Below are 14438 nucleotides of genomic sequence, written 5' to 3'. Positions count from 1 at the left end.
GAGCAACAGAAAGAGGCAATCTTTACAAAACTTTATAAGGCTTAACCGATCTTTATCGCACTGCTGTCTTTCGGATGCTGGAATTCCTCTAGAGCGTTTTCAAAAGGAACTCAGATGCAAAAGACATATCGGATTTGGACAGTAGCAGCGGCAACAATTCTTGCATTAGGCCTGGTCATTGCATATGCCGATGACTCTATGCACCATGGATGGCGCCATCACCGAGGACCATTGGGCTTTATTTCTCACGAGCTAAATCTGAGCAAGGATCAAAAGGCTCAGATTAAGACGATCTGGCAAGGAGAAAAACCGACCGTAACCGCCCTCCTTCGTGAACTGGCCAGCGAGAACAAGGAGATGAACTCCACTACCGCGCAGGGATTCGATGCTGGCAGGGTTCAACCTATAGCCGACCGCCAGGCTACAACTCTTGCAAAGCTGCTGGTAGAAAAGGAAAAGCTGAGATCACAGATATATGCCAACGTTTTGGATGCCGGGCAACGCAGCAAGGCGGATAGGTTACAGGAGCGTTGGTCTTCGCATCTCGACCGAATGGCCAGCAGATTGGAAGAAGGCGACGCACACAGTAACTAGTCGAAAGCGAGAGGGGAGCACCATGATCCTGTATGCGTACGTCCTGTGGTGGCACGTTCTATCGCTGGTCCTCTTACTGTCCGGGCTTTTACGACGAACGAAAACAGACTTGTAAGGTAGTGTTTGTGTTAGCCAGGAAAGCTGTACTTACCCCCGCTTGTCTGGCGCAAACGGCAGATATGCTCAGCCTTCTAAAGCATTTCCCGAAATACTATGAACTTTCCAAGTAGGGTGAAGAGCGGCTTTCTTTGGCGGAAAGCCGCGCCAACTTCTATTGTTTCGGGCTACATCTTTTCGGGAAATGCTTCTAGCAGCTCCGAATCGTATTTCTCGAAAAGTGCGTGGAGCCGCTCGGGGCTGCGGTCTTGAGTTTCATGTATTTCCTGGATCAGGTGGTATGTATTGGGAGCCATGAACAACAGATACCGCACAGGACCAGGTCCGGGATTCCAGAAGGTATGCGGCATTCCCTTCGGTGCGAGGACGGCTGATCCAGCCTGAGCTTCCACTTCGCTCTCTCCGATTTGAACGCACAGCGTGCCATCCAGGACATACCAGATCTCGTCCTCGTTGCGATGAAGATGCAATGGAGTTATCAGACGCCGCTCGTCGGTGGAACCGCCAGGATCTTGCCACTCAGCAGCTACGAAGCCATCCGTCGAACCGATCGTGCTTCCAAGAAGCGGTGATACAAGTATCGGTGAAGTCATAGCAAAATGCCTTCGCTGACAGCTCTGCTGTCGGAGGTTATCCTAGCACTCCAACCTCGGTGGATTCTCCCCAAGATGTACCCGCAAAGGTTCCGAACAAATCTGGATGATCAGGCAACGCCGCCGTGCAAAGCACTAACCCTTGGTAAGGCATGGCGGCTGAGCTACAACGCCGATCCTTCTTGTTCGGGCACAAGTTTCATCCGTTCAACTCAATTAGACCTGCGAAATTCTTTGAACGACTTTAGCTCTTCAGCCGCGGAAAGGCCGTTATGCGAAGCTTCGCTGCACCGTAAGGAATCAACGTGACTTCCTCCTCCGGCTGATCGCTTGTGAGCGGGCTTTGTGGAACAGGATTGGCAACTCCATCTTCCGCCAACCATGTCGGAATCTTGCGTCCCTTTACATGCAGCTTTATGGGCGCACTCTTTGCACTGAAGGGGCAGTTTCCTATCTCAGCTTCCGATTCTGTAATGCTTTGCGCCGGTGCCGCAGTGTCGATGGCCAGGGCATAATTCCATTGAGTCGATGGATAGATCTGCCAGTCCGCAGTCATCCCACGGTCTCGCAGTTTTAACCAGCTCTCGCCTATTCCATAGGAGAAGACCAGCGGACCTCGCTCGATAGAAACAGAGTCACGGAAGCCTTGTATTACTCGGGGATGCATCGGAAATTCGATGGTGACCCGATCTCCAGGATTCCAGCTTTTTTCAATACGCGCAAAAGCTCCTGGCTTCGGCGTTGGCTGTTCTTTTCCATTCACCTGAATGGAGGTTCCTTCCGCCCAGGCAGGAATTCGTAACAGCAACGGAAATGATTTCGACGATGCGGGATTGATTGTCATGTGTACGGAGCCGCGGAAGGGATAATTAGTCTCTTCGATTACCTGCACCTGTGTATTGCCGATGACGGTATGCAGCTCACAAGGCCCGTATGCGGTTGCTGCTATTCCGTCATCCTGGGAAAGCATGAACAGGCTGGCAACATACTTTGGCCAGCCTTGGTGGAAGTTTGCGGTACAGCAGCCAAAGTTTGGTTCCAGGCCGAAAAGGTTCGATTCAGGGCCATCGGTTGTCCAAGGCTTGCTGTGTAAGCTGCATTCGACCTGATTGGGTTCCTGGTTGTACTGATGAGCCCACATATCGTCGGTAAATGTGCCGGGCAATGCATTGAAGGCAAGCTTCTCCAAACGGTCTCCGAGTGCGGGTTCCCCAAGAATTGCCAATGACTGCTCCAGCGAAAACATGTATTCGACTACCGTACACAGCTCCGAGCCCTGTGATGGATTGAGTCCTCCAAAATGCTCATCGCAAGAGAACATTCCATTCGGCATGCCGTGGTATTTGTCCAGTTCCGCAATCATCTGCAACACGGCTCTCCTATCGGACTCCGAGCCTGAGATGAGCGACCATACCGGCCCTGTCTTGATTGCCTGACCGTTATTTACCCCATGTGTTGAGAGCGCAGGGTCTTTGAGACCTCCATCGTGATCCAGCTGAATGCTCTCCGGTGTGACACGCAGCTTGTATTGAAAGTCGGCATACTGTGCAATCCAGTCGTGTCCTTGAGCGTGCAGCAGGCGAGCTAAATCCAATAGCTTTGGATTTCCTGTGCGGTTGTAAAGCCAGATTACCGATAATGCTTCATCTTGCCAGCGGAACTTGCCCCAGTCACGCAGTCCTCGCTTCGGCAGCTCATTAAGCTGATATTCGAAGTAGCGCTGCATTGCGGGAATCACCCGAGGGTCGCCTGTCACTTCGTGATACTGGGTAAGTACCTTGAGGATGACCATACGCGGCCACCAGTCGTCATTCGAGTGAGGTCCGAGCATTCCGTTCGGGGCCTGATTGTTTAATGTCCAGTCGAGAAACTTCTGAGCCTTGGCTTTCAGTCGTGCGTCATCGAGCAGATATGCAAGCGGAACCAGACCATCGAGAAAGTAAGGCCCTCGTTCCCAGGACTCTCCGGTACCACCGAGCCAGCCACTATTGGAACCGACATCGGCCCATGTTTCGTCCAGATGCCCTCCCAGCCCATTCGCTTGAATCTCCAATTGTTTGCGCAACCATCCTCGCGGGCGGATAGAACCGAGCGGCAAGGGATAGAAGGCGTTGGGTGCGAGAGGCGCACGGTTTTTCTGAGCAGGATGGGCAGCTGCTGGAGTTGCCGTGGCGTTGACTGCTGCGGAGAGAGTCTTTATCGGCAGAGAAGAGGCAAGGCCGGTATAACTAAGCTGCTTAAGAAAATCGCGCCGGCTGGAAGACGCTTGGAAATAGGATGACAAGACTAACTCCTGAAAGTGATTGACGACATCGTAATCAAGATCAGGGGATTCCGCATGCTTAAAGTTCTCGGGAGCCTGGGAAATATGAGCCTGTCTGGTGCTTTTCCGGCCTCAGAACCTTTGGGATAAGGCATACTGAGGCCGAAAAAGACAACGTTGTCGATCTTGGCACCTCCTCATGCGTTCTGAGGAGATTCAATGGCCGACCACTCTTCAGCGGATAGCTTGACAGCAGCAGCTCCGACATTTTCTTCGAGGTGTTGCACGCTGGAGGTCCCCGGAATCGGCAGCATTACCGGCGAGCGATGCAGCAACCAAGCCAAAGCGATCTGTGCGACGGTTGCACCGTGACGCTTTGCGGCCTTGTCCAGGACTCCTCCGGGTTGGGCCAGCTTTCCTGCAGCAACGGGGAACCAGGGAATAAAGCCTATTCCGTGCTTCTCGCAGTATTGCAAGGTATCTTCGTGTTTACGATCTCCGAGGTTGTAAAGGTTCTGCACCGTGACAACATCGACGATCTTACGTGCCTCTTCGATCTCATCCGGCTTTACCTCGCTAAGCCCGATGTGGCGAATCTTCCCTTCAGACTGCAGCTTCTTAAGTTCACCGAGGGATTCTTCCGCCGGAACTTTAGGATCGAGTCTATGGAGCTGATAAAGGTCGATTCGTTCAAGACGAAGCCTGCGAAGGCTCATTTCCACGCACTGACGCAGATATTCCGGACGACCTACCGGATACCATTGATTCGGTCCGGAGCGCGTTAATCCGCCCTTGGTGGCAATGACTAGATCTTTTGGATATGGCGCCAGAGTCTCTCCAATGATGCGCTCGCTTACCTCGGGACCGTAGCTGTCGGCTGTGTCTATGAAGTTCACTCCGAGTTCAAGCGCGCGACGAAGTACCTTCCTGGCTTCCTCGGGATTACGGGGTTCACCCCATATTCCTTCTCCGGTGATGCGCATTGCACCAAAACCGAGGCGATTAATCTTGAGATCGCCACCGATCGTAAAGCTTCCACTTGCTTGTACCGCCAAATTCGTTGTAGTCGCCATGCATGTTTAGACTTCAGACGCTCTGGTGAGGATGTAGGAATTCTTTAGATCAGGGATGCGATTGGCGGAAACCGTATGGAAGGAGAGTAGGAGATGGGGATTCCATCCTCGAGTGGACTCGAGGATGGAAAGCTTCAAGTTTCTGTTTGACTACATGTTGGCGTGGCCAGCACGCATCTCTTCGTTGAAGGTAGGCTTTGTGAGAGCCAAAGCGGCCTGGAGCCGGGAGCGGAATTGATCGGCAAGGGCCACGAGTTTCGGCGTAGGCTTTGCGTATTCTCCCTCCATTAGGAGGTAGCCCTCGGTAACGTCTGCCTCTGCGGCCTTCAGTAAATCGGCTTCCGAACAATTCAGGTATTGCGCATCTCGCGGATCGGAGATCCACACCGGCTGGTCAGCTCCTAACGCGTGGGAGAGCCAAAAGACCTTCAGGCGAAGGAATTCCTGCTGCGAGGTGGCATTACTATCCGTAAAAAAGAACTTCTTCTGCCAGCGGCTGTAGTAACGGGTTGTGACCGGAACCGGCTGGCGATTGCCGGAGCGAAGCATTTCCAGCTGACCCTGATCGAGAGTCTTGCGGACTGCATTGTAGATAAAGGTTTCGGCGTAGGGTTGTTCTGCGACCGGGATGATTTCCGCAAAGGTGACGGTCATACTGGCCGAGATCTTGGCGTGAAGCGGGGAGGAGGTTCCATCTTCAAGGTGTACGAGGCCGTGCACGATATAAGTATCGGAGCCGGAGGTCGAGCGATGGAACGGCCATCCGAATTCCTTCATCACAATGGGCAGACCCGCGAGTGTGACATAAGCATTCGGAACTGGATTCTGGAGCCGCTTCGCCTCTTCTGCGAGGTGAACAGTCATGGTCGGCAGCAGTTCTGGCTTATTGAAGTCGAATGCGTCGCTCAGTTCCAGCTGCAGTGTCCGTTCGGCAGGAGCATCTGCTTTGAGGCCCAATTTAAAAATTACTGTGGGCTTTCCGCTAAAATCTTTGCCGGTCTCGCTGGAGATAATGACGAGTCCTGCTTGCTTGGTGGCAACATCCATAGCCGCTGCCAGGCTTGTCTTCAAATTGGTTGTCACGTGAATCAGCCTTCCTGCTTGCGTATCGGATTGAAGTTCTATTTTAAATCAGCCGGGAAGGGCTATCGGAATTGCGCAGAAGAGCAGGCGGATATGCACCGAAAATTGTGCTAATGTCTCCAGCTCATCTTGAACACCATTTGCAAAATGCCGTGATAGAAAAATGCTTGGCATGGCAGTTTTAGGAATCGGTACTATTAGCTAAAGAGTCGGTATGGCCACCTCGAACGCCGGAAAGACAGCTCGGATACGGCTTGCAAATTGCGGAAATGAAGCCGAGGTATTGGCGTTGACCGATCTCATCAACCGGGCCTTTGCTGTCGAGGACTTTTTCCTGGCCCACAATCATGTCGACAAAGAGCAGGTACGGAAAGCTGGATTCACCGGTACCTTCTTATGGTTGGAGCAGGAGAGTGACATTGTTGGTACCGTCTACTGCACCTCCCAGGCTGGGGCAGGCCTTTTAGGGATGCTGGCTGTCGAACCCTCGAAGCAAGGTCTGGGATTCGGGCGCCTTCTCGTTCAGGAGGCAGAACAGTTTCTCCGTCGTCACGGATATATGAGAATTGAGCTGCGTGTCGTGAATCTCCGCTCGGAGCTGCTTCCCTTTTATCGAAAACTCGGATATCGGGAAATACGAGTGGAACCCTTTCCAGCAGAAATCCCCGTGACCAGATCTTGCCATCTAATCCGCATGGTCAAGTATCTGTAGCTCCCTATCCGAAATTCGAGATTTCTCACCTCCTTACGCCTGAGTGACCAGTAAGAAAAAGAGCTACTTACTCCGCAACTTTTGGCAATACTTAGCGTTTAACCCCATAAGCAGAAAGGTAGGTGTTTTCCGTGCAGAGACTTTTCCGTAGTGCAATGCTCCTTCTTCTTGTATTTCAAGGGGTTGCCATTATGATTGCCGTGGAAAAACCTGCTTACGGATACGTCGATCCTGGCTCTGGCCTGCTTATGTTTCAGGTTGGCGGCTCAATGATTGCCGGCGCTATTTTCTGTTTGCGCAATAAGTTCCGGAAACTCATAGGGGCGGGGATAAAAGAGGAAGTAAGCGAGCCTACTGAGAAAACAATTACGGTGACAGAGCCGCAGCGATGAATGCTGCAGATCCAGAGAGCCTAGAGACCTTTCGCGATCCGGCAGGGAGTCTTCGGATCGAGGATGGTCGTGTCTTGCGTACTGTTCATGCAGATTACGCCTCGACCGCTGTTGGCTTCCTGGGATCCGATACTGCGCGTAAGTGGATGGCGCAACGTCGCTTAATTCCCACCGTTATACTCGATTCGCGTCCTAGTGGAGAGGTTCTCCTCGAACATGAAAAGATAGCTTTCCCAAGTTATCCATGGGAGTGGTCCCCGGGACAGTGGTTTGCTGCAGCTACATTCACGCTCGACCTGACGGAAGAGCTTCTTGAGCTCGGATACATCCTGAAAGATGCAACACCGCTAAATATTCTTTTCGATGGGCCTAAGCCGATCTTTGTAGATGTCTTGTCGGTGGAGCCCCGTAAGCCGGGTAGCCCGCTCTGGCTTGCTTATGGACAGTTCGTCCGTACTTTTCTATTACCACTTGCAGCACAAAAATATCTCGGGTGGCCGCTGGCTAACTCTCTGCAGAGACGGGACGGCTATGAGCCGGACGATCTTTACTCTGCGCTTTCCGCCACGAGACGCTGGTGGGGACCATGTCGTTCCCTGGTTACGCTGCCTGTGCTGTTGGAAAAGAAAAAAATAGGATCTGCAGCGAAGACGAATTTATCGCAGCCTCCGGAAGTTGCTCTAGCGGTTCTGAAGCGGACCCTAAAGTCTTTGCGGAAGATGCTTAAGGAATTGGCTGCTGAAACAAAAGCGAGTCGATGGAGCGATTATGCCGAATCTGCCGATCACTACAGTAGCGAAGATCATCGTCAGAAGAAGGCCTTCTTATCTCAAACTCTTGAATGGACCCATCCTGAAGCCATTCTGGATATTGGCGGGAACACCGGTGTCTACTCGCGTATTGCTGCTACAAGTGGAGCCAAAGTTGTTGCTTGGGATACAGATGCAGTTGCGACCGACAAAAGCTGGTCTCAGGCCCTAGAGAAAAACCTGCCAATCTTATCGTTGGTGGCGGATGTTGCCAGGCCGACTCCCTCTACAGGATGGCGCAATCGAGAGACACTTGGATTGTTGGAGCGTGCCCGCGGTAACTTCGATTGCGTTTTGGCGCTTGGCATTTTGCATCATCTTCTGCTTGCCGAACAGATTCCCTTAACTGAGATTGCCTCGCTGTTTTGGGAGATTACGCGTAGATGGCTGATTATCGAATGGGTGCCATCTACTGACGTACGCTTTCGCGACCTGTTGCGTGGGCGGGATGCTCTTTATGGGCATTTGAATGAGGATCTTTTTCTTACCGCATTCCAAGCATACTTTTCTCCCGTTGCCCGGGAAGAGTTGAGTAATGGCAGGGTTCTGTACATCTTTGAACGGAATCTGCCCGACTCTCTTTAGTTCTCATTTAATTTCTCCATAACTGCATCTCAATCGCCTACAGATTCGTCTACCTACTTTTACGCTTTGTGCTTTATGCGTCGTCAGACGCTCTAGAGCATTTCCCGAAAAGATGTGGATCGAAGCAATAGAAGTTGGCGCGGCTTTCCGCCAAAGAAAGCCGCTCTTCACCTTACTTGGAAAGTTCACAGTATTTCGGGAAATGCTTTAGTTATTAGAGTTGGTTAATTTGACGAGGCTCTTATTCCCGTTCATTGCGAAATATGGAATAAGAAAAAGCAGTTCAGAACGAAAAATTGAAATAGTCGAAAAAATAGAATGAAGACACGTGTATTTTTTGAGGCCGCCGGTGCAGCAATTCTGCTTCTTGCTCCACGATTTATTTTTGTTCTTTCGCCATATCATCTGGATCTCTATCACAGCATGCTTCCTTTCAATACCTTGTCGGGAGGGATTCTGCTAGATCTGCTGGTCTGCACGGCTATTTTTCTAGCTGTCTTCTATTTTGTGCAGAAAAGAGACAATGAGCTGCGTGGGCTTGTTTGGCTGGTGTTCTCTCTGTTGTTTTTGCAATGTGGAGTAAATGCGATTCCAACTCCGGAAGATAAAGTTGGTGGCATAACCGGATTTTTCTTTCCCTATCTGGTCGGACTCAAAGGGCATCTCGTAATTTTGCAGATTGCTCTGGGCGTGTTGGGCTTTAGTTTGTGGTGGCGGCGTCGAGAGATCTATTCGCGTTGTATGCGCGGCGTACAAGGCTTTCTGTTGTTACTGGGTGTCTGCTGGATATGGATCGTTCCGCAACTTACTTATCAGGCTTTCTATCGACAGAATCCGGATGTAGCAAAGTATGCGCGTGCTGTTACCTCTGAACAAGCCAACGCTCATCAGCGCAGAATCGTTTGGATTATCTTCGATGAACTCTCGTTTGAAAAACTCTTTACAAGCCGCCCGGCCAGTATCGATCCTGTCAATTTCGATCACTTACGGGAACAAAGTTATTTCTTCACGAATATCCAGCCAGATGGCAAAAGAACAGACCGTATTCTTCCCGGTTTGTTTATGGGACAGCATGTAGAAGATATTCGAAGCAATCTTGATGGACAATTGCTATTCCGTTCTTCGGATGAGGATAGATGGCAATCTTTCGATGAGAAGTCGACACTCTTTGCAGAGGCTCATGAGTTGGGCTGGACTACGGGGCTGGTTGGCTACTTTAATCCTTACTGCAGAATATTGCCCTCCGTCCTGGACTCCTGTTTCTGGATTAATGAAGAGAATCCACGTGGACATTTATCTCCACGTCTTACTACCTGGAGAAATGCGATACGTCCGCTGGAGAGTGCTTTCTTTCGTGCCCGGTTCAAGCATGAGCCTGGAGTCTATGGGCTGCACCTCAATGTTTATCAGGAAGGTGAGCGAGAAAGTGAGCAGCTGCTTGATGACGAGAATCTGCGTTTCCTCATCCTTCATCTTGGAATACCACATCCACCGGGGATCTACGATCGCCAAAGAAAGACACTCGGACATGGATCTTATCTGGACAATTTGCAGTTAACAGACGTGGTACTCAAGACCTTTCTGGATCGCATCGAACGCTCTCCTTCTGCGGACAGAACCACGGTCATTGTTTCTTCCGATCATTCCTGGCGCGTCTGGATGTGGCAGGGAGATCCTCCGAATTGGAGCGAGGAAGACACTCACGAGGCCAGTTCCGGTGTCGATCACCGTCCTGTACTGATGATTCATTTGCCAGGTCAGAAGAATCGTCATGACATCGGCCATAGCGTGCCGGAGATGAAGGAGCATGACATTGTTGAAGCCATGCTCCGGAAAGAAGACTTTTCTTCAGGAGATCTCGAGCAGATTCTCCAAAGATAATCTAAGCTTGGGCCTCTCCTCATTTCGGATGGGATGCGCGCAGCGGCAAAGTGTTTCCTTCATCCGTAGCCAGTTCTGGAGCAATAAGCCAGAGCAGGAGTTGTCCTATATGCTGCGTCCCGCAGCGACTCCGGAAGCCCAAGCCCATTGAAAATTAAAGCCCCCAAGATGTCCCGTGACATCGACGACCTCGCCAATAAAAAAGAGGCCTTGCACCTTACAACTCTCCATAGTTCGGGCAGATAGTTCGTCGGTACTTATTCCACCAGCGGTAACTTCGGCTTTCTCGAAACCTTCTGTTCCCGCCGGCAAAATCTGCCAGCTGTGCAAATGGCGTTGATACTCTTGCAAAAGATGATTCGACCAGCCCGTGGGCGGATCAACTTCTGCAAGGCGATCCGCGAAACGTTGTGGCAAACAGCTTCTCAGCGCGGTGCGTATAGAAGCAGAGTCCTTTCGCGCCTGCGGACGAAGCAGTGCTTCAAGAGGACTTGTCTCCGGAGCCAGATCTAGCGAGACCTTTACTCCAGGCTTCCAATACGAGGAGATCTGCAGCATTGCCGGGCCGCTAAGTCCACGATGCGTAATCAACATCTTTTCCCGAAACTTAACGCGCCCGATGGATGCAGTTACTTCGGTAGAAACTCCGCTGAGATCGCAAAATCTTTCGCGTTCCTCTTTGCTGAATAGGAAAGGAACTAATGCCGGTCTTGGGGTTACAACCTCAAGTGCAAACTGCCGTGCGAGATCATAGCCGAGCGCTGTTGCTCCCATCTTCGGAATCGATAACCCTCCAGTAGCAACAACCAGAGTTGGAGCGGCAAATTCAGCTTGTTGCGTTGCAACGACAAAGTCGGAAGCACGAACAACTTCTCGGATGGACTGCTGCAAAGAGAGAACGACTCCATATCTCTCGCATTCCGCCAACAGCATATTCAGCACATCGTGCGCAGAGCGATCGCAGAAAAGCTGGCCTAAGGTCTTTTCGTGATAGGGAATGTCGTAGCGACGAATCAATTCGAGGAAATGCTGTGGCGTATAAAGCGCCAAAGCCGATTTCGCGAAGTGTGGATTGGAAGAGAGAAAACGATCGGGTGCACAATTCAGATTCGTAAAATTGCATCGCCCTCCTCCGGAGATAAGGATCTTTTTGCCTGGTCTATCGGCATGATCCAATACGGCGACACTGCGCCCTCTTTTCCCTGCTTCTATGGCGCACATCAGCCCGGCAGCCCCAGCACCTAAAACGATGCAATCGAATTTACGTCTTTCTTCCCGCATTCTGTTGCTCAAGTTTTCCTTAACTAAATCCAGATACCCACTGGCTGTTCAACGAGGCCCCGCCCTAACGACAGACCGGATTACTGTATGTGCTCCAGCTCACACTGAATCGTAACGTACAAATATTTCAATTATCTCCGTTGTAGTGACTTAAGTCGCTGTTTGGGAGCAATCCTGGGCCTACTCTCCTTCTTACTGAGGAAACACCGGCGAAGAAGGAAGGAAACGAAAACAATGTTCTGCTACCAATGCGAACAAACTTCAAAGGGCGAAGGATGCCAGCAGATTGGGGTCTGCGGCAAAGACGAAACAACCGCAACTCTACAGGACTTGCTGGTCCACGCGATCAAGGGCATTGCGATGTATGCGCATCGTGCGCGCCGGTATGGTGCAGCTGATGCTGGCGTAGACGCCTTCATGGTGGAAGGCCTTTTTGCCACACTGACGAATGTAAATTTCGATCCCGAAAGATTGCAGGGACTTCTAAATCAAGCTGCAGAAACACGCGACATTGCACGCGATCTCTATGAAAAGGCAGCGGCTAAGGCCAACGAGAAGCCGGAGGCGCTATCCGGACCGGCTGCCTGGGTGCCCGCTTCGACTCTGGAAGGTCTGCTTCACCAGGGGAGCAAGTCTCTGATTCCTGTCCGCTTCCTTTCCGATGGGAAAGAAATTGCCAATCTGCAGGAATTGATTCTCTACGGTATTAAAGGTGTCGCCGCCTACGCCGCCCATGCTCTTCGTTTGGGAGGTGCATATCCTGCCGCCTATGCCACGATGCATGAGGTCCTCGATTTCCTGACTCGCAGCGATGTTACTGAGGAATCTTTGTTGGGAATGGCCCTTCGTGTCGGTGAGCTGAACTTCCAGATCATGGAAGTTCTGGATAAGGCGAACACGGAAACCTTCGGCCATCCTACTCCGGCAAAGGTTCGCATACATCCCAAGAAGGGTAAGGCAATTCTGATCTCAGGCCACGACCTGCACGATCTATATGCCTTGTTAGAGCAGACCAAGGGAACGGATATTCAGGTCTATACACATGGTGAAATGCTTCCTGCGCATGGCTATCCGAAGCTAAAGGCTTTTGAGAATCTGGCCGGCAATTATGGCGGCGCATGGATGGATCAAGCTGACGAATTTGACGCATTTCCGGGTGCGATTCTCATGACCTCGAATTGCATTCAGAAACCGCAGGATACTTATAAGGCTCGTATCTTTACCACTGGACCGGTGGCGTGGCCGGGAGTACATCACATTGCCGATCACGACTACAGCCCCGTAATTGAAGCTGCCTTGCAGGCTCCGGGATTCGCCGAAGATGGAAGCAACGAAGAGATCACCGTTGGCTTTGGTCACAACACAGTCCTGGGTGTTGCCGACAAGGTAATTGAAGGGGTAAAGAGCGGTGCAATCCGTCACTTCTTCCTGATCGGCGGTTGCGATGGAGCTCGTTCGGGACGTAGTTACTATACCGAGCTGGCTGAAAGTGTTCCTCAGGATTGCATGATCCTAACTTTGGCCTGCGGAAAGTTCCGCTTTAACAAGCTGGATTTCGGCACGATCGGTGGTCTGCCGCGTCTGTTGGACATCGGACAGTGCAACGATGCATATTCCGCACTCAAGATAGCAATTGCCTTAGCGAATGCTTTCCAGTGTGGCGTTAATGATCTGCCGCTTTCATTGGTTCTCTCCTGGTACGAACAGAAGGCCGTTGCAATTCTGCTCACGCTTCTGCATCTCGGCGTGAAAAACATCCGGATCGGACCTACACTTCCGGCATTTCTCTCACCTGCTGTACTAAAACTGCTCAATGAGAAGTTTAATCTCATGGGTATCACAACGCCTGAGGCTGATTTAGCAGCGATCCTAGGCTAAGTCGGATTCATTGATGGCGCGGGAGCTGGTGTAGCCCGCGCCTTTTTCTTTTTATCGAGAGCCCGACGGCAGAAGCCCCTTATCCGGAACATTCCTACACATGGGTGTAGCTCCGACCTCAATAGAAAAGAGCCGTTTCCTTTTCCTCCCAGCTAAGCAAAACAGGTTTGCGGCGGATCCAGCTCTGACGGAAAGCTGCATGTGTTTGTAGCGTGATCGATATCTTTACAGGAGATGTTCTGGCAGGCGGTATAAGAATCAGGGCCACTCATTCAATCTTTGCTGATCGAAAGAGTGGCCCTTTAGAATTGGTCACTATATTTGGGGGGCTCGATTACTGCGCGAGCAAAATCTCACTCGATCTTTCCGATCGGAATTAATCGAGTGAGATTCGTAGCTGAAGATTTTTGCTCTAAGCTATCTTGCGACAGCTTTCACTTGCTTCTCAATTTCGATGGCGCGTGGGAAAAGGATGTTGTTCTCCAGGTGTACGTGTTGATGCAGATCCTTTTCGAAATCATGCAGAGCCGCGTATAGACCGTGATAGGTCGGGCAGCCATCGGCAGGAGCCTGGTATCCGGAAGTAATCTGGCGTAGTTCAGCCATGATGGCTCCGGCAGACTCATGTTCCTGAACCATTACGGAGACAGGATAAGCAACTGTCGGGAAGCATGCTGTAGGAGCTTCTTCATCAGCAGATTCCAGCCTGCTGATATAGGGGAAGAGAATCTCCTCCTCTTTGCGCAGGTGTGCGGTCATGTCTTCTTCAAGTACCTGGACAAGTTCGTGGACTCGAAGCAGTTCTGGATGATTGCCACCGTGTTTGGAAGATATCTTTGTCGATAGAGCGATGATTCGCGGTAGTTCCTGACGAACTCTTGTATGGTGAGTACGGACGATATAACTGATCAAGGTAGCTAGTGGAGCTTCTTGCCAGTTTTCACTTTCCTTGCTGTTTGTCGATCCTTGCGCTTCGGCGAGCTTCTCCATTACCTGTTCAAGACTCAGTTGCAGTTCTTGGCAGGATTGTGTCAGCGGCTTGCGACCGCCGCAGCAATAGTCGATACCGAATCGCTCAAAGACGCGAATTAAGGAAGGGTCTGCGAGCGCTATGTCACGGACGGTTTGATCCGGGCTGATGTTCATGGGAAACCTCTCTGTGATTGAAGTTATCGTG

12 protein-coding genes are annotated in these 14438 nt (G+C 51.2%); 6 read left to right on the top strand and 6 right to left on the bottom strand.

The window, feature by feature from the left end:
* Positions 1-114: 114 nt before the first annotated feature.
* Positions 115-594: a Spy/CpxP family protein refolding chaperone gene (locus tag AC6I7T_RS15525; protein WP_497794412.1), complete on the top strand. Its 480-nt coding sequence runs from the start codon at positions 115-117 to the stop codon at positions 592-594.
* Between the two features lie 284 nt (positions 595-878).
* Here the strand turns inward: AC6I7T_RS15525 and AC6I7T_RS15520 are convergent, their stop codons facing one another.
* The 4 genes from AC6I7T_RS15520 to AC6I7T_RS15505 form a co-directional block, all read right to left on the bottom strand.
* On the bottom strand, positions 879-1304 hold the full coding sequence (locus AC6I7T_RS15520) for a cupin domain-containing protein (protein WP_497794411.1): 426 nt from the start codon (positions 1302-1304) through the stop codon (positions 879-881).
* Between the two features lie 244 nt (positions 1305-1548).
* Positions 1549-3588 (bottom strand): beta-L-arabinofuranosidase domain-containing protein, encoded by a 2040-nt coding sequence (locus tag AC6I7T_RS15515; protein ID WP_497794410.1) that lies wholly within the window; start codon positions 3586-3588, stop codon positions 1549-1551.
* A 176-nt stretch (positions 3589-3764) separates the two neighbouring features.
* Positions 3765-4640, bottom strand: a complete 876-nt coding sequence (locus AC6I7T_RS15510; protein ID WP_497794409.1) for an aldo/keto reductase — start codon at positions 4638-4640, stop codon at positions 3765-3767.
* Between the two features lie 150 nt (positions 4641-4790).
* Positions 4791-5723: a hypothetical protein gene (locus AC6I7T_RS15505; protein WP_497794408.1), complete on the bottom strand. Its 933-nt coding sequence runs from the start codon at positions 5721-5723 to the stop codon at positions 4791-4793.
* Positions 5724-5937: 214 nt separating this feature from the next.
* On the opposite strand from AC6I7T_RS15505, the gene AC6I7T_RS15500 reads away from it, so the two are divergent.
* The 4 genes from AC6I7T_RS15500 (at position 5938) to AC6I7T_RS15485 (ending at position 10102) form a co-directional block, all read left to right on the top strand.
* A complete protein-coding gene (locus AC6I7T_RS15500) occupies positions 5938-6435 on the top strand; it encodes a GNAT family N-acetyltransferase (protein WP_497794407.1) in 498 nt (165 codons plus the stop codon).
* Positions 6436-6590: 155 nt separating this feature from the next.
* Positions 6591-6827 (top strand): hypothetical protein, encoded by a 237-nt coding sequence (locus AC6I7T_RS15495; protein ID WP_497794406.1) that lies wholly within the window; start codon positions 6591-6593, stop codon positions 6825-6827.
* Positions 6824-8221: a class I SAM-dependent methyltransferase gene (locus tag AC6I7T_RS15490; protein WP_497794404.1), complete on the top strand. Its 1398-nt coding sequence runs from the start codon at positions 6824-6826 to the stop codon at positions 8219-8221. The genes AC6I7T_RS15495 and AC6I7T_RS15490 overlap by 4 nt, the downstream gene beginning before the upstream one ends.
* A 318-nt stretch (positions 8222-8539) precedes the next feature.
* The gene (locus tag AC6I7T_RS15485; RefSeq protein ID WP_497794403.1) at positions 8540-10102 is read left to right on the top strand and encodes a sulfatase-like hydrolase/transferase; all 1563 of its coding nucleotides are present in this window, start codon (positions 8540-8542) and stop codon (positions 10100-10102) included.
* A gap of 105 nt (positions 10103-10207) precedes the next feature.
* On the opposite strand, the gene AC6I7T_RS15480 is transcribed toward AC6I7T_RS15485, so the two are convergent.
* Positions 10208-11383, bottom strand: coding sequence for a BaiN/RdsA family NAD(P)/FAD-dependent oxidoreductase (locus AC6I7T_RS15480; protein ID WP_497794402.1), 1176 nt, complete (start codon positions 11381-11383; stop codon positions 10208-10210).
* A gap of 234 nt (positions 11384-11617) precedes the next feature.
* Here AC6I7T_RS15480 and hcp point away from each other — a divergent pair, with 234 nt between their 5' ends.
* Positions 11618-13261 (top strand): hydroxylamine reductase, encoded by a 1644-nt coding sequence (gene hcp, locus AC6I7T_RS15475; RefSeq protein ID WP_497794401.1) that lies wholly within the window; start codon positions 11618-11620, stop codon positions 13259-13261.
* 417 nt (positions 13262-13678) lie between these two features.
* Here the strand turns inward: hcp and ric are convergent, their stop codons facing one another.
* The gene (gene ric / locus AC6I7T_RS15470; protein WP_497794399.1) at positions 13679-14407 is read right to left on the bottom strand and encodes an iron-sulfur cluster repair di-iron protein; all 729 of its coding nucleotides are present in this window, start codon (positions 14405-14407) and stop codon (positions 13679-13681) included.
* Positions 14408-14438: the final 31 nt, after the last annotated feature.

The sequence above is a fragment of the Humiphilus diazotrophicus genome (assembly GCF_059726315.1).
Note: the sequence above shows the minus strand (reverse complement) of the source record. Positions and strands in the feature narration are given on the sequence as shown.

Excerpts from the sequence above, each read along its gene's own strand:
- AC6I7T_RS15520 (WP_497794411.1), bottom strand. The coding sequence starts at position 1,304 with ATGACTTCACCGATACTTGTATCACCGCTTCTTGGAAGCACGATCGGT.
- AC6I7T_RS15525 (WP_497794412.1), top strand. The coding sequence starts at position 115 with ATGCAAAAGACATATCGGATTTGGACAGTAGCAGCGGCAACAATTCTT.
- AC6I7T_RS15490 (WP_497794404.1), top strand. The coding sequence starts at position 6,824 with ATGAATGCTGCAGATCCAGAGAGCCTAGAGACCTTTCGCGATCCGGCA.
- AC6I7T_RS15495 (WP_497794406.1), top strand. The coding sequence starts at position 6,591 with ATGCTCCTTCTTCTTGTATTTCAAGGGGTTGCCATTATGATTGCCGTG.
- hcp (WP_497794401.1), top strand. The coding sequence starts at position 11,618 with ATGTTCTGCTACCAATGCGAACAAACTTCAAAGGGCGAAGGATGCCAG.
- AC6I7T_RS15510 (WP_497794409.1), bottom strand. The coding sequence starts at position 4,640 with ATGGCGACTACAACGAATTTGGCGGTACAAGCAAGTGGAAGCTTTACG.
- AC6I7T_RS15480 (WP_497794402.1), bottom strand. The coding sequence starts at position 11,383 with ATGCGGGAAGAAAGACGTAAATTCGATTGCATCGTTTTAGGTGCTGGG.
- AC6I7T_RS15500 (WP_497794407.1), top strand. The coding sequence starts at position 5,938 with ATGGCCACCTCGAACGCCGGAAAGACAGCTCGGATACGGCTTGCAAAT.
- AC6I7T_RS15485 (WP_497794403.1), top strand. The coding sequence starts at position 8,540 with ATGAAGACACGTGTATTTTTTGAGGCCGCCGGTGCAGCAATTCTGCTT.
- ric (WP_497794399.1), bottom strand. The coding sequence starts at position 14,407 with ATGAACATCAGCCCGGATCAAACCGTCCGTGACATAGCGCTCGCAGAC.